At 70.3% G+C, this 22,972-nt stretch carries 18 protein-coding genes and 2 tRNA genes; 14 read left to right on the forward strand and 6 right to left on the reverse strand.

Going from position 1 to position 22,972, the window contains the following annotated elements:
• Window positions 1–266: 266 nt before the first annotated feature.
• Both dnaG and DFJ64_RS16285 read left to right on the forward strand, forming a co-directional pair.
• Window positions 267–2,177 carry a DNA primase gene (gene dnaG, locus DFJ64_RS16280; protein ID WP_115851221.1) on the forward strand — a complete coding sequence of 637 codons (1,911 nt, stop codon included), beginning with the start codon at window positions 267–269 and terminating at the stop codon, window positions 2,175–2,177.
• Between the two features lie 95 nt (window positions 2,178–2,272).
• Entirely contained in the window at window positions 2,273–4,204 is a 1,932-nt protein-coding gene (locus DFJ64_RS16285) for a discoidin domain-containing protein (protein ID WP_115851222.1), read from the forward strand.
• Window positions 4,205–4,312: 108 nt separating this feature from the next.
• Here the strand turns inward: DFJ64_RS16285 and DFJ64_RS16290 are convergent, their stop codons facing one another.
• Window positions 4,313–5,458 carry a glutathione-independent formaldehyde dehydrogenase gene (locus DFJ64_RS16290; RefSeq protein WP_115852166.1) on the reverse strand — a complete coding sequence of 382 codons (1,146 nt, stop codon included), beginning with the start codon at window positions 5,456–5,458 and terminating at the stop codon, window positions 4,313–4,315.
• A 313-nt stretch (window positions 5,459–5,771) separates the two neighbouring features.
• Between DFJ64_RS16290 and xylB the strand changes: the two genes are divergently transcribed.
• Entirely contained in the window at window positions 5,772–7,175 is a 1,404-nt protein-coding gene (gene xylB / locus DFJ64_RS16295) for a xylulokinase (protein ID WP_115851223.1), read from the forward strand.
• A gap of 213 nt (window positions 7,176–7,388) precedes the next feature.
• Here the strand turns inward: xylB and DFJ64_RS19535 are convergent, their stop codons facing one another.
• Window positions 7,389–7,622 (reverse strand): hypothetical protein, encoded by a 234-nt coding sequence (locus tag DFJ64_RS19535; protein WP_170152641.1) that lies wholly within the window; start codon window positions 7,620–7,622, stop codon window positions 7,389–7,391.
• 842 nt (window positions 7,623–8,464) lie between these two features.
• Here DFJ64_RS19535 and DFJ64_RS16305 point away from each other — a divergent pair.
• The 11 genes from DFJ64_RS16305 to DFJ64_RS16360 all read left to right on the forward strand — a co-directional run bounded on the left by DFJ64_RS16305 (window position 8,465) and on the right by DFJ64_RS16360 (window position 19,584).
• Window positions 8,465–9,772 carry an ROK family protein gene (locus tag DFJ64_RS16305; RefSeq protein ID WP_211310639.1) on the forward strand — a complete coding sequence of 436 codons (1,308 nt, stop codon included), beginning with the start codon at window positions 8,465–8,467 and terminating at the stop codon, window positions 9,770–9,772.
• Window positions 9,769–10,935, forward strand: coding sequence for a xylose isomerase (gene xylA / locus DFJ64_RS16310; RefSeq protein WP_115851225.1), 1,167 nt, complete (start codon window positions 9,769–9,771; stop codon window positions 10,933–10,935). Before DFJ64_RS16305 ends, xylA begins: the two co-directional genes overlap by 4 nt.
• 18 nt (window positions 10,936–10,953) lie before the next feature.
• A complete protein-coding gene (locus DFJ64_RS16315) occupies window positions 10,954–12,138 on the forward strand; it encodes a Gfo/Idh/MocA family protein (RefSeq protein ID WP_115851226.1) in 1,185 nt (394 codons plus the stop codon).
• Between the two features lie 92 nt (window positions 12,139–12,230).
• Window positions 12,231–13,241 carry a sugar phosphate isomerase/epimerase family protein gene (locus tag DFJ64_RS16320; protein ID WP_115851227.1) on the forward strand — a complete coding sequence of 337 codons (1,011 nt, stop codon included), beginning with the start codon at window positions 12,231–12,233 and terminating at the stop codon, window positions 13,239–13,241.
• A gap of 173 nt (window positions 13,242–13,414) precedes the next feature.
• Window positions 13,415–14,503, forward strand: coding sequence for an RNA polymerase sigma factor (locus tag DFJ64_RS16325; protein WP_245941178.1), 1,089 nt, complete (start codon window positions 13,415–13,417; stop codon window positions 14,501–14,503).
• Window positions 14,504–14,645: 142 nt separating this feature from the next.
• A complete protein-coding gene (locus tag DFJ64_RS19540; RefSeq protein WP_170152642.1) occupies window positions 14,646–15,257 on the forward strand; it encodes a hypothetical protein in 612 nt (203 codons plus the stop codon).
• Window positions 15,254–16,795, forward strand: coding sequence for a M1 family aminopeptidase (locus DFJ64_RS16340; RefSeq protein ID WP_170152643.1), 1,542 nt, complete (start codon window positions 15,254–15,256; stop codon window positions 16,793–16,795). The genes DFJ64_RS19540 and DFJ64_RS16340 overlap by 4 nt, the downstream gene beginning before the upstream one ends.
• Before the next feature lie 133 nt (window positions 16,796–16,928).
• A tRNA-Asn gene (locus DFJ64_RS16345) sits at window positions 16,929–17,001 on the forward strand.
• Window positions 17,002–17,208: 207 nt separating this feature from the next.
• Complete coding sequence (locus tag DFJ64_RS16350) at window positions 17,209–18,198, forward strand: NYN domain-containing protein (protein WP_115851231.1); 990 nt, start codon at window positions 17,209–17,211, stop codon at window positions 18,196–18,198.
• Between the two features lie 81 nt (window positions 18,199–18,279).
• Window positions 18,280–18,353: transfer RNA gene (locus DFJ64_RS16355), tRNA-Ile, on the forward strand.
• A gap of 772 nt (window positions 18,354–19,125) precedes the next feature.
• Window positions 19,126–19,584, forward strand: a complete 459-nt coding sequence (locus DFJ64_RS16360; protein ID WP_115851232.1) for a hemerythrin domain-containing protein — start codon at window positions 19,126–19,128, stop codon at window positions 19,582–19,584.
• A gap of 283 nt (window positions 19,585–19,867) precedes the next feature.
• Here the strand turns inward: DFJ64_RS16360 and DFJ64_RS16365 are convergent, their stop codons facing one another.
• The 4 genes from DFJ64_RS16365 to DFJ64_RS16380 form a co-directional block, all read right to left on the reverse strand.
• Entirely contained in the window at window positions 19,868–20,605 is a 738-nt protein-coding gene (locus tag DFJ64_RS16365; RefSeq protein WP_115851233.1) for an SDR family oxidoreductase, read from the reverse strand.
• Window positions 20,606–20,896: 291 nt separating this feature from the next.
• Window positions 20,897–21,196: a hypothetical protein gene (locus DFJ64_RS16370; RefSeq protein WP_115851234.1), complete on the reverse strand. Its 300-nt coding sequence runs from the start codon at window positions 21,194–21,196 to the stop codon at window positions 20,897–20,899.
• 102 nt (window positions 21,197–21,298) lie between these two features.
• Window positions 21,299–21,748, reverse strand: a complete 450-nt coding sequence (locus DFJ64_RS19745) for an ABC transporter ATP-binding protein/permease (protein WP_115851235.1) — start codon at window positions 21,746–21,748, stop codon at window positions 21,299–21,301.
• Window positions 21,749–22,139: 391 nt separating this feature from the next.
• The gene (locus tag DFJ64_RS16380; RefSeq protein WP_170152645.1) at window positions 22,140–22,919 is read right to left on the reverse strand and encodes a Stf0 family sulfotransferase; all 780 of its coding nucleotides are present in this window, start codon (window positions 22,917–22,919) and stop codon (window positions 22,140–22,142) included.
• Between the last annotated feature and the right edge of the window lie 53 nt (window positions 22,920–22,972).

The following is a 22,972-nucleotide window of genomic DNA, read 5'->3' on the forward strand; positions in this document are numbered from 1 at the left end:
ACTAAATGGCCGCAAGCCGAGAATGGTCGCGGAAGGACCGACGGCGAATGTCGGGCACAAATTTCGCGGTACGCGAATTCGTGGTGACGCGGCGGTGGTCTCCGGAGCTCGACGGGCGGGATGTCAAGGAACGCTGGCGTCCGGTCGCCACGCCCGGTCCTCCGCGTCGTCGTGGCGGCGCGCGGTGGCGGAGGGTCAGCTGCCCGCTACGGCACGCCGTGTGGCCGGCCGCCGGCGGGCGGTCGGTGGAGTCGTAGACTCCGACCATGGCTGGCCGGATCCGCGACGAGGACATCGCGCTGGTCCGCGAGCGTACCCGCATCGACGAGGTCGTCTCGCAGTACGTCACACTGCGTCCCGCCGGCGGAGGATCGCTGAAGGGGCTGTGCCCGTTCCACGAGGAGAAGACCCCGTCGTTCAACGTTCGTCCGCACGTCGGCGCGTTCCACTGCTTCGGCTGCGCCGAGGGCGGCGACGTCATCTCCTTCCTACGCAAGATCGAGGGCCTCAGCTTCGTCGAGGCGGTCGAGCGCTTGGCGGCCCGGGCCGGTATCACCCTGCGCTACGTCGACGGGGGCCGCTCGGAGCGCCGTGAGCACGGGAGTCGCGCGCGCCTGCTCGAGGCGCACAAGGCGGCGGCGGAGTTCTACGCCGAGCAGTTGCACACCTCACCCGAGGCGGCTCCGGGACGCGCGTTCCTCGCCGACCGCGGCTTCGACCGCGCGGCCGCGGAGATGTTCGGCGTCGGCTACGCGCCGCGCGAGTCGACGGCGCTGCTCCGGCACCTGCGTGGTCGCGGTTTCAGCGACGAGGAGCTCATTACCGGCGGTCTGGTGTCGTCCGGTGTTCGCGGACGCTACGACCGCTTCCGTGGCCGGCTGGTGTGGCCGATCCGGGACCTGTCCGGTGCCGTCGTCGGTTTCGGGGCGCGCCGGCTCTTCGACGACGACCGGATCGAAGCCAAGTACCTCAACACTCCCGAGACGCCGATCTACCGCAAGAGCCAGGTGCTGTACGGGGTCGACCTGGCTCGTCGGGAGATCGCCCGACGCTCCCAGGCTGTCGTCGTCGAGGGCTACACCGACGTGATGGCCTGTCACCTCGCCGGTGTCACCACCGCGGTGGCGACGTGCGGCACCGCGTTCGGTGAGGACCACGCGCAGGTCCTGCGCAGGCTCATGCTCGACCACGACGAGTTCCTGGGCGAGGTGATCTTCACCTTCGACGGTGACGAGGCCGGCCAGCGGGCCGCGATGCGGGCGTTCGAAGGCAGCGACGAGCGCTTCGTGTCCCAGACCTACGTCGCGGTCGAGCCGTCCGGCCTGGACCCCTGCGACCTGCGGCTCAAGCACGGCGACGCGGCGGTCCGCGACCTCATCGCGCGCCGGGTCCCGCTCTACCGGTTCGTGCTGGAGACCCGACTCCAGCGCTACGACCTCGATCGCGCCGACGGTCGGGTGGACGCGCTGCGCGCCACCGCCCCCTTGGTCGCCCACGTCAGGGACAAGGCGAAGGTCATCGCCTACGCCCGCGAGCTGGCCGGCATGCTCGGCATGGACGTCGAGGAGGTTCGGGCCGAGGTCGACAAGGTGTTGGCGGCGCAGGGACGGAACACCCGGGGGGCGCGACGCAACGGTGCTCCGGTGCGGGCGGCTCGGGGTGGTCGCTCGGGCGCGCCGGCCACGCCGCTTCCCGATCCGAACGACCGGAACCTGTTCCCCGAGCGTGAGTTGCTCAAGCTGGTCGTCCAGTCACCCACCTTGGTCGGTCCGGCGTTCGACACGCTCGAGGACGAGGACTTCAGCCATCCCGCCTACGTCGCGGTCCGTCGCGCGGTGCACGCCGCCGGTGGCGCCGGCACGTCACCCGGCGGCGAGAGGTGGCTGGCCGCACTGACCGAGCACGCCGCCGACGAGGGGGTGCGGAACCTCATCACCGCGCTGGCTGTCGAGTCGTTCCACGCCAGCCGCACACCGGACGTCGGTTACGCCGAGGCGCTCCTCGCGCGGGTGCAGGAGCTCGCCACCTCCCGACGGATCGCTGAGGTGAAGCGCCGGCTCCAGCGGATGAACCCGATCGAGCGCACGGACGAGTACAACCGGCTGTTCGGGGAGCTCGTGGCCTTGGAGCAGCACCGGCGAGCGCTGCGGGAACGGGCTGCCGGCAGCCCGAGCTGAGTGTCGTCCGCCGCGACCGGCTGATGGTGGCCTCTTCCTGTCACGACGGCGTGTCGTGCGTCCGCGCATCACCGGCGGCTCCCGAGGATGTCGCGGTGAATCCGATCATCGGCAAACTGCTTACCGGCGCGGTCCTCTCCGCCGTGTTGGCGGCCACGGCGCCAGCGCCCGTGGCCAGCGCGGCGGCGAGCGGCCCCCGCCGCGACACCGTCACCTACACCCTCACCGGCTCGGCCGAGGCCCGGACGTGGCAGACCGAGCTGCGCTGCGACGATCGGTCGCATGCCCGGGCTCGGCTGGTGCCGAAGCGACCGGGGCAGACGCGGGTCCACCACGTGGCCGGACGCACCTGCACCGTCGCCACGTCGACGAGTCGGCGTGCCGGGTGGGTGGACGAGGTCACGATCACGGTTCGGCAGGCCGACGAGGTGCTCGCCCGTCGGGTGCTGTACTCCCACGACGGGCTCGCTCGGTCGACGGACTTCGTCGTCCCGAAGGGCGAGCTCCACGTCGACATCGCCGTCACGCAGCTGCCCCAGGACCGTGTCGGCACGCCGCTGCGGCTCATGCAGTTCAACATCTGGCGCAGCGGGCTCCTCGACGGCCTCGCCGGTCCCGAGGGCGGGCAGGAGAACCTCCGCCAGCTCGTCGAGTACGTCCGCAGTGAGGATCCGGACGTGCTGTTCCTCGTCGAGACCTACGGCTCCGGCGAGGCGATCGTGGAGGGCCTCAACGAGGGCCTGCCACCGGAGCGGCGGTACCAGGGAGTGCAGGTGACCCGCGAGCCCGGTCAGGCACCGGACGAGGACAACCTGTGGCTGGTGACCCGGCTGCCGGTGGAGACGATCTACCCGCGGGAAAGCGGTGGCGACCTGACGTCGTTCAACTTCGGCGGTGCCCGGCTTCGGCTGCCGGACGGACAGCACATCCACGCCTTCGCCACGTGGCTGCACCACACGGACAGCGCGTGGAACCCGACGAACCAGTCGGCGTTGGAGAACGTCCTCGGCCTGTCGCGCACCTACACCGACGAGCAGATCCTCGCCGCCGACGCCCGTCGACGCATCGGGATGGCGACCACGCTCCTTCGCGAGCGGCTCCCGGGCTACATCGGCGACGACGAGGCGCCGGTCTTCCTCGGCGGCGACTTCAACACCTTGTCGCACCTGGACTGGAGCGAGCGGTTCGCCGACGCACCCGGCCACGGCGGGCTGGTCCTTGACTGGCCGGTCATGCGGATGTTCGACGAGGCCGGCTTCCTCGACACCTACCGCTTCGCCAACCCGGACGCCGCCCGCTACCCAGGCCGCACCTGGAGTCCCTACGCCGGCTTCGGCTTCGCGCCGGGTCGGATCGACTACATCCTCGCCAAGGGCGATGCGGTCCGCGTGCTCGGTTCCCGCACTCGCACGGTCCGGCTCGAGGAGCACCTCGACAGCCCACTGGTCGACCTGTTCCCGTTCTACTCCGACCACGGCGCGCTCATCACCGATGTCGTGGTGCGCGGTGTGGGGCCGGGCCCGCGGCCGGGAGAGGAGCCCGCGAGGGACGAGCCGGAAGACATCGGTGAGATCACCTGGCCCGCTCCACCGGAGGGCCAGCCGGTGCCGCCCGCCGAGCTGAGTGCCACCGCGAGCACCGAGAACGCCAACGGCGAGGCGCACCGCGCGGTCGACGGTGACCTGCGCACGCACTGGCACTCGCAGTACTCGCCGGAGGTCACCCCGCTGCCGCACGAGCTGACCATCGACATGCAGCGGGTCCGAACCCTGCGGGCGGTGCGTTACCAGCCGCGGATCGTGGGCAACCTCAACGGCACGATCCTGCGCGCTCGGGTGGAGGTCAGCGAGGACGGCCAGACGTACCAGGAGGTTGCCCAGGTGAACTGGGCCCGTAACTCCCTCCCGAAGGACATCGACCTCCAGGGAGTGCGCGCCCGCTACCTCCGCTTCCACGTCGAGCTCGGGACCGGCGGGTTCTCCTCGGCCGCCGAGATCACGCCGTACGTGGAGCCTGACGAGTCTTGAGCGTGGTGCGCTGGCGGTGGACGAGCAGTCCACCGCCAGCGCACCCGCGCACATGTCCATGAGCGTGGGTTTGAGGGCATCGCTCATGCGCCGTCGGCGCGGCGAACCTCAGATCGCGGGCTTGAGGACGACCTTCGTCCACCCGTGCTCGCGGGAGGCGAAGTGCATGTAGGCCTCCGGGGCGCGTTCGAGCGGAAGCTCGTGCGAGACGAGGAACGCCGGGTGGGCTTGGTTGTTGCGCAGCAGCTCGCACAGCGAGCGGTTGTAGCGCTTGACCGGGCAGGGACCGGCCATGATGCGTTGTGCCTTGCGCCAGAACTGCCCGAAGTTCATGGCCACCTGGCCCTCGCGGCTGAGCTCATCCCGCGCGCCCAGGTCGTGGAGGGGGTAGTACCCGACGACTCCGATCGCGCCTCCGTGCCGCACCGAGGCCACCAGGTTGTTGAGCGTCATGCTGTTCTGCTCGTTGCCCGCGACATCGCGCGCGCGAAAGCCCACGCATTCACAGCCACAGTCCGCGCCGACCCCGTCGGTCAGCTTCAGGACCTCCTCGACGGGGGAGGTCTTGCAGTCGTCGATGGCGATCGCGCCGATCTTCTCCGCCAGCGCGAGTCGGTCCGGATGGTGGTCGACAACCATGACCCGGGACGCGCTCTTCAGCACGGCGGAGTACGCCGCGAGCAGGCCGACCGGCCCGGCGCCGTAGACGACGACGGTGTCGCCGGGTTTGACGCCGGCCATCTCGGTGGCGTGGTAGCCGACCGGCCAGGTGTCGGCCAGCATGACGTAGTCGTTCTCGCGGTTCCTGGCGTCCTGGGGAAGTCGCAGGCAGTTGAAATCCGCCCACGGCACCAGGAGGTACTCCGCCTGCCCACCGGGCCAGGGCCCCATGTCGGCGTACCCGTACACCGCTCCCACGGCGTCGGGATTCGGGTCGGCTCGCAGACAGAGGTGCGTCATGCCCTGGTTGCAGTTGTCGCACTCGCCGCAGGCGACGTTCATGGGGACGCAGACCATGTCGCCGACCTTGACTCGTTGGACGGCGGAGCCGACCTCGACCACTTCGCCGAGGTTTTCGTGACCGAACCATCGACCAGGTTCGAAGGTGGTCCGTCCCGTGTAGATGTGCACGTCCGATCCGCAGATGCCACTCGTGGTCACTTTGACCACAGCGTCCGTGGGTCGCTCGAGCCGCGGGTCGGGAACGTCGTGGACGCTGACGTCGCGGGGTCCGTTGTAGACGACAGCCCTCATGCTGACCATTCCCTCTCACCCGCGCGCCAGGGGCTTCGAGCCGATGGGCTCTGCCAGACGGCCTAGGGTCCCGAGTGCCATGGGACCCCGAGCGGGTACGGGCGAATGGGACACGTTTGACCACACCTGGCCAGCTCCGGTGGGCCACCGAAGCCGCGCGACGGACCCGTGGTGCTGACGGACCCGTGGTGCTGGGGGGGAGAGCAGGAGTGCGGGGCTGGCCCGTGGGTGCTGGGGTGGCCAGTTTGGTCACCCGCTCGCTCACGCGCACGCGCGCGGCCCAGCGGTCGGACAAACCGGTTAGCTTTCAGCCATGCCGAAGGTTGCGGGTATCGACTCCTCCACCCAGTCGTGCAAGGTCGTGGTGTGTGATGCCGACTCCGGTGAGGTGCTCGCGCAGGCCAGCGCACCTCACCCGGATGGCACGGAATGTCCCCCCAGCGCCTGGTGGGCGGCGTTGCAGGAGGCGGCGTCGGGCCTTCTCGACGACGTCGCGGCGATCGGCGTGGCCGGGCAGCAGCACGGCATGGTCACGCTGGACAGCCGTGGCGAGGAGGTCAGGCCGGCGCTCCTGTGGAACGACACCCGCTCGGCTGCGGCGGCGACGAAGCTTGTCGAGCGGCTCGGTGGCGCCCGAGCCTGGGCGGAGGCGGTGGGGTCGGTGCCGCTGGCGAGCATGACCGTGACGAAGCTGGCCTGGCTGGCGGAGCACGAGCCCGAGAACGCCGACCGGGTCGCGCAGGTCATGCTCCCCCACGACTACCTCACGTGGAGGTTGTGTGGTCAGCCGGAGCAGGCGGTCACCGACCGCGGTGACGCCTCCGGCACCGCCTACTGGTCGCCGATCACCGGCGAGTACCGCACCGACCTGCTGGAGCTGGCGTTCGGGCGGGTGCCCAACGTGCCGCGCGTGCTCGCCCCGAACGAGCCGGCGGGTGAGACACCCGACGGTGTGCTGGTCTCCGCCGGCACGGGGGACAACATGGGTGCCGCCCTGGGCCTCGGTATCGAGGAGGGCGACGTGGTGGTGTCGCTCGGCACGAGCGGCACGGTGTTCGGCGTGTACGACAAGCCGACCACCGACCCGTCGGGCATCGTGGCTGGCTTCGCCGACGCCACCGGGCGCTTCCTTCCCTTGGTCTGCACCCTCAACGCGGCGCGGGTGCTCACGTCCACCGCCGCCATGCTCGGCGTGGACCTGGCGCGGTTCGACGAGCTGGCGTTGGCCGCGGCCCCTGGATCCGGCGGGCTGGTGCTGCTGCCGTACCTGGATGGCGAGCGTACGCCGAACCTGCCGGACGCGGCGGGCTCGTTGCACAACCTGCGCCGGGAGGCGATGACGCCGGAGAACCTCGCCCGGGCCGCGGTCGAGGGGATGCTGTGTGGGCTGGCCGATGGCCTTGACGCCTTGCGTGGTCAGGGCCTGGTCGTGCGGCGCGTCCTGCTCATCGGCGGCGCCGCGCGGTCGGCCGCGGTGCGAGCGGTCGCCCCGACGATCTTCGGCGTTCCGGTCACTGTCCCACCGCCCGCGGAGTACGTCGCGATCGGCGCCGCCCGGCAGGCGGCGTGGGCGTTGCGTGGTGACGCGCACCCTCCGACGTGGTCGCTCGGTGAGGGCACCGTCGAGATCTCCGGTGACGAGGTGGCCGACGGCGCGGCGGTCGGGGAGGAGATCCGACGCAGGTACGCCGCAGCCCGCGTCGCGCTGTACGGCTGAGGGTGTGCGACGACTGAGGGTTCGGCACGACCCGGTGGCACCACGCCACCGGTGACTCACCCGCAGGTGGTGAACCAGTGGGCGTGTCCTGTCGTGCCCGGCGCGTCGCCGATTGGACGGCAGGTGGCCGGGGGATGGTGCTGGTCGGGGGAACGCACCATGACCTTGGCACATGGCAGGACCGGCGAACGCCGGCGGATGGTGACGCAACGACTACGCGAGCGTCGACGGCAGCTTGGCCTCACCCAAAAGCAGGTGGTGAGTCGGCTCGCGAAGTTGGGCGTCCTGACGACGAACAAGGCGCTGAGCAGCCTGGAGCACGGCGCGGGTCTCGACGTCGCCAAGCTTCCTGAGTTGGCGATGGCTCTCGAATGCACCGTGACCTACCTGCTCGGCTTGACCGCGGATCCGTGCCGTTGGGAGCCCGACGAACCGGGCGCCGAGCACGACGTCTCCACGACCCCAAGCGAGCGCGGGGTTCCCGCCGATCGGAGGTTGGCGGTCCCGCGCGGCCCGGTGGGTCCGATGGCCCGGCCACCGGAGCGTGGCATGGCGCCCACGCGTGGGCTACCGCCAGAGCGCAGCGTGGTTCCCGGCCGTGGCGTTCGGCCCGGACCCGGAGTCCCCGTGGAGCGTCAGGTGCCGGTGGGGCGCGGGCTGCCGGTCGAGCGTGGGGTCCCAGTGGCGCGTGGGATCCCGGTCACTCGTGGGATGCCTGCAGACCGTGGGGTGCCGTCCAGCCGCGGCGTGTCGCCCGCGCACGGAGGTGTGGCGACTCCACACGGGGGTCCCCGCGGGGGTCCGCACGGAGGGTTGACCGAACGCGAGGGCCGGGCAGACCCTCGGACGTCAGCGGAGCGTGGCACACCGACCGACGGTGGCCCCGCGCGGCCGCCTGGTGACACCGGAGTCGGTCGACACCCCACGATCCCGCCGCAGCGCTGACACCCGTCGCGACCTGACACCCGCCGTAGCACTGTGTCTCAGCGCTGACCGGTCTCAGGGCTGACCGGTCTCAGGGCTGACCGGTCTCGGGGCTGACCGGTCTCAGGGCTGACCGCACGACGCTTCTGGCACGCCGAGCGCCTCACTGGCGCCACCCTCGCCAGACCCGGTAGGCGCGACCGTGCGGGCGTGACGGCGATCGGTCACGATCACTCACCTGGCGCCGGAGCCTTCACCCGGTGGTCACTCTTGACGGTGGCGATGACCGGCCCTAGTTTGTTCGGGATCTGAACGAATGTCGGGCACCACCACCATGCGGGCCACCGGACCTCGAGGGAGGTTCCGTGACGGGTGCGACGTGGCACCTCTCCGGCCGGGCGGATCACGGCGACGTGCGCCGTGCGAACCTGGCGCTCGTGGTCCGCGTCCTGCGCTCGGGGCCACGCACTCGTGCCGGTCTCGCTCACGACACCACCCTCACCAAGGCGACCGTCTCCAGCCTCGTCGGTGAGCTCGTCGACCGTGGGCTCGTCCGGGAGAGCGGACCCGCCACGGCGGGCGCTGTCGGGCGTCCGGGCCAACAGGTCGCCCTGGTGGGTGAGCGCGTCGTCGGGGTCGGCCTGGAGATCAACGTCGACTACCTGGCGGCGATCGCTCTCGACGTGCGGGGTGACACTCGGGTCGCGCTCCGGCAAACCCACGACCCGTCCGCTCAGGTCGAGCAGACCGTCGACCAGGCGGCCCGCCTCGTGGCCGACGTGGTCGAGCGAGCGCTCGTCCGTGGCGCCAGCCTCCTGGCCGGTGTCGGCGTCGCCGCGCCGGGACTCGTGGACGTGGCCTCTGGCGTGGTCCGGGTGGCCCCCAACCTCGGTTGGCGTGACGTTCCCCTTCGCGACCTGCTGCTTCGGCGACTGGATCCGCACCCCTGGGACGCGGTGGCGATCCCGCACGCGCGGGCGTCGAGGCCGCTCCAGCTGCTCGTGGACAACGAGGCCAACCTCGCGACCCTGGCCGAGTACGCGACGTCCGACACCGCCGACCGCGACCTGGTCTACGTGACCGGTGGGGTCGGGGTGGGCGGCGGCATCGTCGTCAACGGACACGTCGTCCGCGGACACGCCGGCTTCGCCGGTGAAGTCGGCCACCTGCCCGTGGACCCGGCGGGGGAGCGGTGCGGATGCGGTCGCCGCGGCTGCTGGGAGACGACGTGCGGCCTCGAGGCGCTGCTGCGCCTGGCCGCCGACCCGGACGACATCGTCCGCGACCACGACCGGGACCTCGACGAGCGGCTCGACCTCCTCCTCGACCGCGCCCGGTCCGGTGACACGCGGACCCTCCAGGCGTTCGACCGGGTCGGCCGGGCCCTCGGTCATGGCGCCTCGATGCTGGTCAACCTCGTCAACCCCCGGGTTCTCGTGCTCGGCGGCTACTTCGCCCGTCTCGGCGAGTTCCTGCTGCCGCTGGTCGAGGACGAGCTCGCCAGCCGGGTGGTCGCGCCCGACCTCGGCGGATGCCGGGTGACGCTGTCGCGGCTCGGCCTGGCCGCGGCGGCCACCGGCGCGGCGTACGCCGCCCTCCAGCCGGTCCTCGACGACCCCACTGTGGTTCCGATCGTGCGCGCAAGTCCAGTGCCAGAGAAGGAGACCCAATGAGCGACTACACACCGACCCGCGAGGACAAGTTCTCGTTCGGGCTGTGGACGGTCGGTTGGCAGGGTGTCGACGTGTTCGGGACAGCGGTTCGCGAGCCGCTCGACCCGGTCGTCGCGGTGCACAAGCTGGCCGAGCTCGGTGCGTACGGCGTGACGTTCCACGACAACGACCTGTTCCCGTTCGGGGCCAGCGCCGCCGAGCGTGACCAGGTGATCGCGCGCTTCCGCAAGGCGCTCGACGAGACCGGCCTGGTCGTCCCCATGGCGACGACCAACTTGTTCGCTCACCCGATCTTCAAGGACGGGGCGTTCACGGCCAACGACCGGGCCGTTCGCCGGTTCGCGATCCGCAAGGTGATGGAGAACCTCGACCTCGCGGCGGAGCTCGGTGCCAAGACCTACGTCTGCTGGGGCGGACGTGAGGGCGCGGAGTCCGGCGCCGCGAAGGACGTGCGGGCCGCCCTGGACCGCATGAAGGAGGCGTTCGACATCCTCTGCTCCTACGTCCTGGACCAGGGCTACGACATCCGCTTCGCCATCGAGCCCAAGCCGAACGAGCCGCGCGGCGACATCCTGCTGCCGACCATCGGGCACGCGCTGGCGTTCATCGACCAGCTGGAGCACCCCGAGCTCGTCGGGCTCAACCCGGAGGTCGGGCACGAGGAGATGGCCGGCATGAACTTCGCGCACGGCATCGCCCAGGCGCTCTGGCACGGCAAGCTCTTCCACGTCGACCTCAACGGGCAGAACGGGCCGCGCTTCGACCAGGACCTCCGCTTCGGCGCCGGCAACCTGCGCGGCGCGTTCTGGACCGTCGACGTCCTCGAGAACGGCGGCTACGACGGTCCGCGGCACTTCGACTACAAGCCGCCCCGCACCGAGGACATGGAGGGCGTGTGGGAGTCCGCCCGTGGGTGCATGCGCAACTACCTGATCCTGCGTGAGAAGGTACGGGCGTTCCGCTCCGACCCGGAGGTGCAGGAGGCGCTGCGCGCGGCGAAGCTCGATGAGTTGGCGCGACCGACTCTGGCCGCGGGGGAGACCTACCAGACCCTTCGCGACGAGGATTGGCCCGACGCCACCATCGAGGCGCTGGCCGCTCGCGGGATGGCGTTCGAGCGGCTCGACCAACTGGCCATGGACTACCTCCTGGGCGTTCGATAGGGAAGACGAGGAGAACGCATGACAAGCAAGCAGACGCTCGGCGTCGGCATGGTGGGGTACGCCTTCATGGGCCAGGCGCACTCGCAGGCCTGGCGTACCCTCAACGCCGCCTTCGACGTCCCGTACGCGATCGACATGGCGGCCATCTGCGGTCGCACCGAGGAGAAGGTGCGCGCGGCGGCGGAGAAGTACGGGTGGCGGTCGTATGAGACCAACTGGCAGGCGTTGATCGAGCGAGACGACATCGGCTTGATCGACATCTGTAGTCCCGGTGGCAACCACGCCGAGGTCGCCATCGCCGCCCTCAACGCCGGCAAGCACGTGCTGTGCGAGAAGCCGCTCGCCAACACCGTCGAGGAGGCCCGGGAGATGGTCAAGGCGGCCGAGGCCGCCGCGGCCAACGGTGTCCGCGCGATGGTCGGCTTCAACTACCGCCGGGTTCCCGCGGCCGCGTTCGCCCGGAAGCTCGTGCAGGAGGGGAAGCTCGGCGCGATCCGTCACATCCGTGCCGTCTACCTGCAGGACTGGATCGTCGACCCGGAGTTCCCGCTGGTGTGGCGGCTGCGGAAGGAGGAAGCCGGCTCCGGCGCGCTCGGTGACATCGGCTCGCACATCGTCGACCTCACCCAGTGGATCACCGGCCAGAAGATCGTCGGGGTGAGCGGCCTGACGGAGACGTTCATCAAGGAGCGTCCGTTGGTCGCCGACACCCAAGGGTTGCGTGGGACCGGCTCCAGCGAGCGCGGCGAGGTGACGGTTGACGACGCGGCGCTGTTCGTGGCGCGCCTGTCCGGCGGCGCGGTGGCCACGTACGAGGCGACGAGGTTCGCCACCGGCCGCAAGAACGGCCTGCGGATCGAGTTGAACGGCGAGAAGGGCTCCTTGGTGTTCGACCTCGAGCGACTCAACGAGCTCGAGCTGTACCTCACCGAGGACGACAACACCACGCAGGGCTTCCGCCGGATCCTCATCACCGAGGCCGAGCACCCGTACATGGCCGCGTGGTGGCCCGCCGGGCACATCATCGGCTGGGAGCACACGTTCACCCACGAGGCCTACGACCTGGTGACCGCGATCGCCGAGGGCACCGACCCGTCCCCGACGTTCGCTGAGGGCCTCCAGGTGCAGATGGTCCTCGACGCCGTGCTCAAGAGCGCGGAGTCCGGCTCGAGCTGGGTTCCGGTCGAGTCGCCGACCGGGTGACACCTCGCCGCCACCCTCGAGGTTCCGGCGAGACACCAGACGCCTAGTAAGTACCCGACTGACCCGCCAGGGTCGGAGGAGGAGAAGAGCAGATGCCGCGTCCTGTCACGTTGTTCACCGGCCAGTGGGCCGACCTGCCGTTCGAGGAAGTCTGCCGGCTGGCGTCGGAGTGGGGGTACGACGGCCTGGAGATCGCCTGCTGGGGCGACCACCTCGACGTCTGGAAGGCGGCTGAGGACGACAAGTACGTCAAGAACAAGCTGGACACCCTGGAGAAGTACAACCTCAAGGTCTGGGCCATCTCCAACCACCTCAAGGGCCAGGCGGTCTGCGACGACCCGATCGACGAGCGGCACAAGGCGATCCTTCCCGCTCGGATCTGGGGCGACGGTGACCCCGAGGGCGTGCGTCAGCGGGCCGCCGAGGAGATGAAGATGACCGCGCGTGCGGCGGCGCGGCTCGGCGTCAAGACCGTGGTGGGCTTCACCGGGTCGTCCATCTGGAAGTACGTCGCGATGTTCCCGCCGGTGTCGGAGGAGCTCATCGAGGCCGGGTACCGGGACTTCGCCGACCGCTGGAACCCCATCCTCGACGTGTTCGACGAGGTGGGCGTGCGCTTCGCGCACGAGGTGCATCCGAGCGAGATCGCGTACGACTACTGGACGACGGTGCGGACCCTGGAGGCGATCAACCACCGGCCGGCGTTCGGTCTGAACTGGGACCCGAGCCACTTCGTGTGGCAGGACCTCGACCCGGTCGGGTTCATCCTCGACTTCAAGGACCGCATCTACCACGTGGACTGCAAGGACGCGAAGCGTCGGGTCGGCAACGGCCGCAACGGCCGCCTGTCGTCCCACCTGCCGTGGGGTGACCTGCGTCGGGGTTGGGACTTCGTCTCCACCGGTCGCGGCGACGTGCCGTGGGAGCAGTGCTTCCGCGCGCTCAACGCCATCGGCTACGACGGCCCCATCTCCGTCGAGTGGGAGGACGCGGGCATGGACCGGCTCATCGGCGCCCCGGAGGCGTTGCAGGTCGTTCGGAAGCTTTGCGAGATCGAGCCGCCAGCGGCCGCGTTCGACGCCGCGTTCGCCACGAGCGACTGACCGTCGGTTCGTCCCACTGGAGCCGTCGACCCGCCAAGGGTCGGCGGCTCCATCGCGTTCACACCTTTCCGAGGTTGGCCATTGACTGTCTGGATATTGCCAAATGCCCTACGTGACGACGTTGAGCCGGGCACACTGGATCACGCCAATCTTCCCGTGGGAGGAGTTGCGCCGTGGCGGTATACGCACTCAGGTCAAGGGCTCACGAAGCCGACGCGCTACCGAGGCCCCGAAAAGGGGGCGAACGACGGGATCTGCGTTCCGAGGAACTCGACGCGACAGCGACCTCCACACCCGAGCCAGATGCCCGCCTGGAGGTCGAGGACCTTCCACCGCTGGACGACGTCTCCGAGCGAGCGCCGGACCTCGTTCGGCAGTACCTTCGCGAGATCGGCCGGGTGCCGCTGCTCACGGCGGAGCAGGAGGTCGAGCTGGCGCGCGCCGTGGAAGCAGGTCTCTTCGCCGAGCGCTGCCTCGTCGAGAAGGCGTACAACGTCGACGCGACGGAGGAAGAGCTCAAGGCGTTGGTCCGCATCGGCGCCGCCGCGAAACGGCAGCTCATCGAGGCGAACCTGCGCCTGGTGGTGTCGGTCGCCAAGCGGTGCACCGGTCGTGGTCTGCCGCTGCTCGACCTCATCCAGGAAGGGAACGTCGGGCTGATCCGGGCGGTCGAAAAGTTCGACTACACCCGCGGCTACAAGTTCTCCACCTACGCCACGTGGTGGATCCGCCAGGCGATCTCGCGGGCCATCGCCGACCAATCGCGCGCGATCCGCGTGCCCGTCCACGTCGTGGACGCGATCAACCGGGTGCTGCGAACCCAGCGGCAACTCTTCCAGCAGCTTGGTCGGGACCCGCAGATCGAGGAGGTCGCCGAGGCGGTAGGCCTGGACCCGGAGCGGACTCGCGAGCTTCTCCGGTTGGCGCGTGAGCCCGTCTCCCTCCACACGCCGATAGGTGAGATGGAGGCGTCCGAGCTTGGTGACCTCATCGAAGACCTTGATGCCGTCGCCCCGTTGGAGGCGGCGGCGTCGTCGCTTATGAGGGAGCACATCGACTCGGCGCTGGCGCAGCTGGGAGAACGCGAGCGGTACGTCCTCCAGATGCGCTACGGGCTGACCGACGGCCAGGTGCACACGCTGGAGGAGGTCGGCCGACGCTTCGGAGTCACGCGCGAGCGCGTGCGCCAGATCGAGGCGAAGACGCTCGCCAAGCTACGCGGCGGCGCGTGGGGGCCGGGCTTGCGCGAGTACCTCGCCTGACCGCTTAGGGCGTCGGGCTCCGGCGGGCGTCGTCGCGGCGCGCCGGCTCGACCCGGCTGTACCCGCGGCGGACCTGGGCGGGTGATCGACAGCGGCGGACCTCCTGAGGTCGCCCGGTGCCGACGGCAAGTACGGTGACCTGGTGCGCCGTCGTCCCAAGGTTCCACGTGAGGTCCACGCCGCGCTCCCTCTCGCCCGGCGGGAGCGCGTGCTCGCCGGAGCCCTGGACGCCTCGGGGCGGTGGATCGTCGCCACGGATCAGGCGCTCCACCTGCCGCTGCGCGCCGGCTCTGACGCCGTGCCGTCTGAGCAGCCCCAAGCGGGAGCCCTGCCCACGCCGTCGGCTGCACGCGGGGGAGAACGCAGGGGAGATAGTGAGACGCCCGCGTACCGCCGGATCGCGTGGGAGCAGATCGAGCGCGCCGAATGGGACCGCGACACCGACCTGCTGCGGATCGTCGAGACCGCGCCGCTCGGGCAGCGTATGCCGGTCTGGTCGCTGCGCTTCCAGCGCGCCGACGATCGCTTCCTGCGTCTGATCCGTGAGCGCATCACCGCCAGCGTGGTCGTCGACCGGCGGGTCCCGATTCGCGGTCGCCACGGCGTCCGGGTGATCGCTCGACGCGCCGCCCAGGTCGACGCGGAGCTCGTCTGGGCGGTGGCGTTCGACGAGGAGCTCGATCCGAGTGACCCCGAGATCCTCGCGGCGGCCGAGGAGGCGCTCGCGGCGGTTCGTGCGGAGGTGGAGCCGTGAGGCGACGGCTCGCGGCGCTCGCGCTGGGCGCGGTCGCGATCACCGGTTGCACACCGACCGCGACGGACGCGCTGCCTGACACCACCCCCACCCCGACGGCCAGCCAGGAGCAGGTGACCCCACCGCGTCGCTCGGACCCGGCGGCCTGCCCGACCGGCGCCGGGGGCGGGGGAGGAGCGAGCAGAAAGGTCTCCTACGAGCCCGTGTCCGCGCGCCTCGCGCCGCGAGCCGCGCCGGACAAGGACCGCCCGGTGGTGCGGCTCTGCTTCGACGTCTCCGCCGACCGCCGGCTCATCCGAGGCATGGAGACCGTCACGTTCACCCCCGACCTGCGCACCTGCGAGGTCGTCTTCCGCGCCTGGCCGAACAAGCCCGAGACGGCCCGCTACGGCAACCGCCTCGAGGTCACCGCCGTCGCGCTCGACGGCTCGATGGTGACGCCGAAGGTGGAGTCGGCGGGGGCCCCGCCCGGCGTGCCGGGCACCCTCATTCGGGTCCCCGTCGAGGACTGCCTCGAACCTGGTGAGCAGGTGACCGTCGCCCTGGCGTTCACCGTCACCCTCGGCGCCCTGACACCCGAGCGGGTCGGGTACTCCCCCGACGACCTCGTCGCCTGGGCGGGCACGGCGTATCCGCTGCTGGCGTGGGAGCGCGGCCGGGGCTGGGCGACCGAGCCCGCCGTCGACCTCTTCGGCGAGACCGTGACGAGCGAGGTCTTCCGGTTGGAGCTCCTCGAGATCGTGGCGCCACAGGGGGATGCCGTCCTCGGCACCGGTGAGGCGCTGGGGACCGAGCCCGCCTCCCGGCCGGGGAGCGTCGTCCACCGGTTCCGCGCGGACGCCGTCCGCGACGTCGCCTTCTCCGTCGGGCGCATGCAGGTGACCGAGCGGGAGGTCGACGGGGTCCGCGTCCACGTCGGTGCGCCGGCCGGCTCGGTGGCGACCCCGGGGGAGTGGGCGGACGCCACCATGACCGCGGTGAAGGAGCTGTCCGCCTCCTTCGGCCCGTTCCCGTACGAGGACCTGTGGGTGACGATCGTGCCGGGGTTCACCAGCGGCATCGAGTTCCCCGGCGCCATCCAGTTCGGCGACATTCATCCGGCTCGCTATCCCAGCCTCGCCCCGCACGAAGTCGCCCACATGTGGTTCTACGGCCTGGTCGGCAACAACCAGGCACGAGACCCGTGGCTGGACGAAGCGTTCGCCGAGTACGCCGAGGTGCTCGTGAACGACACCGTCGACGAGCTGCTCCAGTTCCCGACCCCGTCGGCGGTGCGGAACCGCGTCGGCGAGTCCATGGAGTGGTACGCCGCGTTGCGCCAGCCCGACCTCTACGCCTCGGGGGTCTACCGGCAGGGCGGCCAGATGCTGCACCGTGCCCGGCGGGAGGTGGGCGCCGCGAGGTTCGACCAGCTCCTGCGCGACTACATCGACGCCAACGCGCACCGCGTCGTCACCGACGAGGACGTGGTCCGGGCGTTCGAGGACGAGCCGCGTGTGGTGGAGCTGCTGCGGGAGTACGGTGCGATACGCCCCTGACCAGGCCCGCGCCCGGCCGCATGACCCCGCCTGGAGACGAGCGGGGACGCGGACCGACCGGGTGGGCGCGTGCCCGTCCCGGAGGCTGCTAACCTATGCGGGGCCGGCGCCCGAGGCGGCGCCGATGACACGATCCCGCGTAGCTCAATTGGCAGAGCGTCCGGCTGTTAACCGGCAGGTTGCTGGTTCGAGTCCAGCCGCGGGAGCGGCCACTGATCCCCGTCCGGAGCCTCCGGGCGGGGATCTTTTCGTGCCACCGGCGGTCGGTAGCCGGATGCGGCGGATTCACGACGTACGTCCGGATCGCCGGGTCTTAGGGAGCTTGGGCGTGTAGTCTCACAAGAGGCCCGGCTGTCGCCATCCCGGCACGCCGGCGCCGAGAGGGTCAGCGCATGTGAGGTCGAGGAGGCGCTATGGGTGTTCCAGACCTCCCCGCCTCGGCCGCCGCTCCCTGTGCCCAGCGCAGGTACGCCATCCTCATCGACGTCGGCTACCTCTATGCCGCCGCCGGCGAGGTGCTGTTCGGGGCGCGGGAGCGCCGCGAGTACCGCGTCCAGGCCGACGAGCTCATCCGGGTGCTCCAGGAGTACGGGGCGAGCCGTCTGCCCGGGGAGCTGCTGCGGGTCTACTGGTACGACGCGGCCGCTGACCGGGTGCCCACCGTCGACCAGCGGGTGATCGCCGCGCTGCCGATGGTCAAGGTGCGTCTCGGCAACCTCAACAAGCTGGGTCAGCAGAAGGGCGTGGACGCGCAGATCCGCAGCGATCTCGACGCGCTGGCCCGACACGGGGCGGTCACGGACGCGGTGCTGCTCGCCGGTGACGAGGACCTGGTGTCGGCGGTCGACGCGGCCCAGGCGTACGGCGTCCGGATCCACCTCTGGGGAGTCGAGCCCGCCTACGGCAGCAACCAGGCGGAGCGGCTGGTCTGGGAGGCTGACACGGTCGAGGTGCTGTCCGCAGACCTGCTCAGGCCGTACTTCCGGCTGGCGCATCCCCTGCCGACCCAGGCCGCCTCCACGACACCCACCCCGGCCCAGGTGTTCGCCGGTCTGACGCCGGCTGCCCGGACGGTCGCTCGGCCGAACTCCTCGGCCTCCGCGTCCGGGTCGACGTCGGCCACGGTCTCCAACTCCAAGCTCGGCCCTAACCGCAGCACGGTCGAGGAGATCGGCGAGCACGTCGCCCAGAAGTGGATCCTGACCCGAGGCCGGGACAACATCCGAGACCTGCTGCCGGGACCGCTGCTGCCGACGGTAATCGACACGGAGCTGCTAATCGAGGCCGAGAAGGAACTCGGCCACTCCCTCCGCCCCTACCCGGAGGCCCGGGTCTGGCTGCGGGAGGGCTTCTGGGCCCGGGTCTACCGGGAGTTCGACATAGACCGCAAGAGCGGCAAGTAGCCCGGCCGACGTCGCGGGACCTCTCCGGTCGGCTGCCGGTGGTGCCGACTAGGCTCAGGCAACCGAGGGAGGTGTGACAGGGGGGCGGTAGCTCAGCCGGTTAGAGCAGGGGACTCATAATCCCTGGGTCGCGGGTTCGAGTCCCGCCCGCCCTACCCTCCTACGAGCTCGGCCGTTCTGGTGGTACGAACCGGCGTCGGTGTCGCCTCGGCGCGAGCGCTCATGTTGATCCCGCACGTCCCACACCTCGAGTTCGACGAAGTACTCGTGCCGCGTGCGCGTCGCGGACGAGGACGTGCCCTCCGCGATGGCCGGGGCTGCGGTGAATGTTTCCCACCTTTCGATGTTTGCTGTCGCCTCATTCACGGTGGGGCGAGTGCTCTTGTCGCTGAGACCTGGGCAACAGTGCCAGCAGCCGTGCATCTGTCGGCCCGGTCGGAGGTGAGAACGACCGGTTCATCGGTGTGAGGTCTTTCACGAGACGCCGTTCCGTGGAGACTGGACACCGGTCATTTAACTACACTAAGAGCCGTGAAAAATCATCCGGCGACAGCTTTCGCCAGGAGCGGGCTACGGGCCACTGGCAGCTCGACCAATGTCAGCTCTGTCGCCGGCTCGTGCCACGGTCCTCACGGCACTCCGTCGTCGGCGGTCGCTGCGCGTCCGGGTAGGGGCGCGGGTCAGGTGTTTGTCGTCGGCGCGGGTTCCGACCTCGCTCCGTCGTTCCACGTGGTAGGCGGGCCGTTCGACATGGTCGACGCGTACGCGGCGCGAACGGGGTGTTCGAGGCGGTGCCGTGAAGCCCGTAACTCACGAAGCCGTCACACGCGGTCGGATCGTTCATCGCTGGTGATCGGTGACGCCATAGCCATCGACCGGTTGCGCTCCGAATCCGACCGTTGGCGCCGACTGTAGGAGGGCCGCGTCATGTGCGAGTACTGCGGGTGCCGACAGGTCGAACCAATCGCCCAGCTGATGGACGAGCACTTCGCGCTGCTAGACCTCGGCGGCGCCATCAGGCGGGCCCTCCGTGACAAGGGTGGCGGTGCTGCGACCGAGCTGCTTCAGGAGTTTCGCGAGCTACTCCATCGGCATGTCCGCCTGGAGGAGCGTGGCGTCTTCGCCGCGATGAAGGCTGAGGGCGAGTTCGTCGACCAGGTGCTCGAGCTGGAACAGGAGCATGACGACCTCGAGCAGGCTCTGGCGGAGCTGGACCTCACGGACGGCAATGTGGTTGAGGTGGTCGACCGGCTGCTTGCGGAACTCTCCGAACACATCGACCGGGAGAACCTCGGGATTTTCCCTGTCGCTGTGGTGTCGTTGGGGGCGACGGGTTGGGAGATCGTGACCCGGGCACACGAAGAACAGCAGGCCGCTGCCTCCTAGCGCCTGGAGGTCGCGGCGGTCGAGCTCCTGCCAGGATCACACCGACAGGAGGACTGGCAACGCCTCGCGAGCTTCGTCAGCAGGCGCGCCGATTGCGGCCGGCTGGCCGTGCTGTGGAAGCAGCGCGCGACGCGAGCGGCGGAGTTCCATCGTCAGCTGATGCGGGTCGAACGGCTGCTCACCGCAACGTGATCGTGTCCCCGGACTGTGCAGCACCGCGCGGCTGCGTCGGCTTCGCCGGCAAGGCGAGCGTGCTTGTCGCGTCCGGTCCTTGGTGAGGAGGTCAAGCGGCGCCGCCGTTGACGAAGACGGTCTGGCCGTTCACCCAGCGGCCGGGGCCGGCCAGGAACGCCACGGCCTCCGCGATGTCCTCAGGCGTGCCGAGACGCCCGAACGGGTTGCTGTTCGCGATCTGCTCGATCAGCTCAGGACTCTTGCCGTGGAGGAACAGCGGGGTGGCGGTGGGTCCGGGCGCGATGGCGTTGACGGTGATGTTGCGGCCGCTCAGCTCCCGGGCCAGGACCAACGTGATCGCCTCGACCGCGCCTTTGGACGCGGCGTAGGCGCCGTAGGTGGGTGGCTGCAGGCGGGTGACGGAGCTGGAGAAGTTGATGATCGCGCCGCCGGCGCGGAGCCGTTGGGCGGCGAGCTTGTCGACGACAAGGGTCCCACGCACGTTGACGCGTTGAACGCGGTCGAAGACGTCCAAATCGAGCTCCGCGATCGGCGCGAGCGGCATGATCCCGGCGGTGTGCACGAGGACGTCCACCCCGCCGAAGTCTCGCTCGGCCGCGTCGAACAGCGCAGTGGCCTGGGTTTCGTCGGCGATGTCGCCTCCGACGGCTATCGCGCGTCCTCCGCCTTCCGTGATGGTCCGCACGGTCTCGTCGGCGCGGGTCCTGTTGCTGTTGTAGTGGACGACGACCGCGATCCCGTCGGTGGCAAGGCGTAGGGCGCTGGCCCGCCCGATGCCCCCGGATCCGCCGGTCACGATCGCGACGCGGTTGGTGGCGCTGGTCATGGAGCACCTCGTTGACTCGGGAGGATGCCGCCAAACCCTGGTGGCCGAGCTTGTGGGTGCGGCTCACATGGACGAGGAGGCGGTCCGCACCCTTCGCTCACCTCGTCGACCGATGCCCTTCGCGGCACTGGAGCCTCTTGATGGAGGCGTTTCGCGACGGTCTGGACCGGTCTGCACGGGACGTTGCGGCCGTCCTTGTACCGGTCAGCGGCGCCCCAACACGCATGCGGTCCGGGAGCGACGTCGACGACGAGGCCAAAATGACAGCGCCTGTCGCGCCTGGGTGTCGTCTCAGTCAATTCCGCGGTGGGCCGCCCAGAGCTGCGCCGCCCGGTCGGCCGCCCTCCTGATCAGGTCGGCGAGCTCGGGGCGGTCGGGCACGCGGAAGGACGTGTACGCGCCTCGGCCGCCGTCGACGGGACGGCCGTAGGCCTTGGCGGCCAGCCGGCCGTCCGGCAACAGCCGCACGTTGAGGCTGGTGAGGACGAACTCCACGCCCCGTCGGGAGTCCGTCCACCGCAACGGCTCTGGGATCTCGACGTTGATCGCCAGCGCGCTCACGTTCACTTCAGGCAAGCTCTCTGTGGTCACGCCCGTATCGTCCCAGCCCCGCCACGCGGTGTCGCCCAAGGATCGACACTGGGGACTGTCAAGCGGCCCATGACGAGGGTGTCCGCTGTGGCCAGGTGCTCGTCAGCGGTAGCCCTTGGCCTGGAGCTGATACAGCTCGGCGTAGTGGCCGCGGGCCGCCATCAGCTCGGCGTGGCTGCCCACCTCGACGACGCGACCGCGGTCGAGGACGACGACCACGGCCCCGGTCGGTGAGGGAGAACGGCTCCAGCAGGGCCGCGCCGGGCTGGGCGATGATGCGCAATGGCACAGGTAGACGTCCCCAGCCGTACCCGTGGCGAGGGTGACGGGCCGGTGGGCGCTCGCCTGCTCGACGAGTGGCGCGGATGCGGCGTTGTCGAGTCCGTCGTCGCCGAACGGTGCGAGGGCCCGGGCGGCGTCCACGTGGGAGCCGATGCGAATCCGGGTCGGCGCGTCGTCCGGGTCGACGTCGGTGAAGAGGAGCAGCGCCAGCAGGCCCCGGTCTCGGCTGCGGACACTGGCCCGCCACGTGTCGCCGGCGAGAAAGCTCATCTCGATGTGCCAGCCCGCGTCCCCTGGATCAGCGTGATGGGGAAGCGGACGGGGATGGTGCCCCCCGACGCCGTGCCGTCGGCCACCACCGGCCCGGACCCATCAGCTGGTCGTACGCCTCCCACAGGGCGGGGGAGGTGCCTGTCGACGCGAAAGGGCCGTCGGAGTCCGCGTGCCCGGGGCAGTCGATCCTCACCACGGCAAGGCTTACGTGGTCGGGTCATCACGCCGGACACCTTGGGCGGCCAGCTTCTCCCGAACCACGTCGACACAGGCGTCCACCACGGGGCAGGGAACGGCGCTACGGACAGCGACGAAGCTGTCCCGCTGAAAGCCGGCGATCTGCGCGCGCTCAGCGCACCGGGCCTAGTGGGCATCTCGTGAGCCGTCGTCAACGAGCGGACGCGAGACCAGTGCTGCGGTACCGCTCGATCCACTCCTGGTTGAGCTCGTCGGCCTGACGCCGAAGCCGGGCCCTGATGGTGCGGCCCTCCGGAAGACGCAACCCGAGGAAGTCGAGGACGCGACGCGTGGTGCCGACCTGGTCCGCGTCGAGCTCCTCGTAGCGGAGGACGAGCGGTTGGATCCCCCAGGCGGTGAACCACGCCTCCCAGGCGGCGTTGTGCTCCTCGATCGTCTCGACGAAGTGCCTGATGCCGTCCGCGTCGTACCTGGGGGCCTGCCCGGTGACGGTGCTGTCGTCGGTCTGTCCGTTGTCATCGATGAACCAGACACCGGTCTGCTCCGCCCGCAGCCACGAGACCGCTTGGGCCAGCACGTCGTCACGTCGGAGGTAGATGAAGCGGGTACGGCCAAAGGCCCTGGTCAGCAGCGCGACATCGTTGCCGCGCAGCTCGGGGTAGACAGTGCCGAGCTTGTCGACCACCTCGTCGAGGGTCCCCCACATGAGCTTGGCGCCGAAGACACCGTTGTCGGTGCGGCCGGCGGCCAGCGCCGCGCGTACGTAGTCCGCGTAGTCGAACCCACCGTCGGCGGTGCGCGGGATCCGCCAACGCTCGGCCCACGTCGGCTCATCGGGCGCGCGGAAGTACGCCTCGGGACGACCGGCGACACCCGTCGATTCCAGCAAGCTCAGCAGGAGCGAGCTGCCCGTACGGGGCGTGGCGCAGACGAAGTAGGAGTCGAGCTGGTCGGCGTGTGTGGACGGCACGGCCGCACCTAATCGCGACACGTCCACGTCTCGCAAGCGAGTTTTCACCTGCG

The organism is Thermasporomyces composti (assembly GCF_003386795.1).
GTDB classification, from domain to species: domain Bacteria; phylum Actinomycetota; class Actinomycetes; order Propionibacteriales; family Actinopolymorphaceae; genus Thermasporomyces; species Thermasporomyces composti.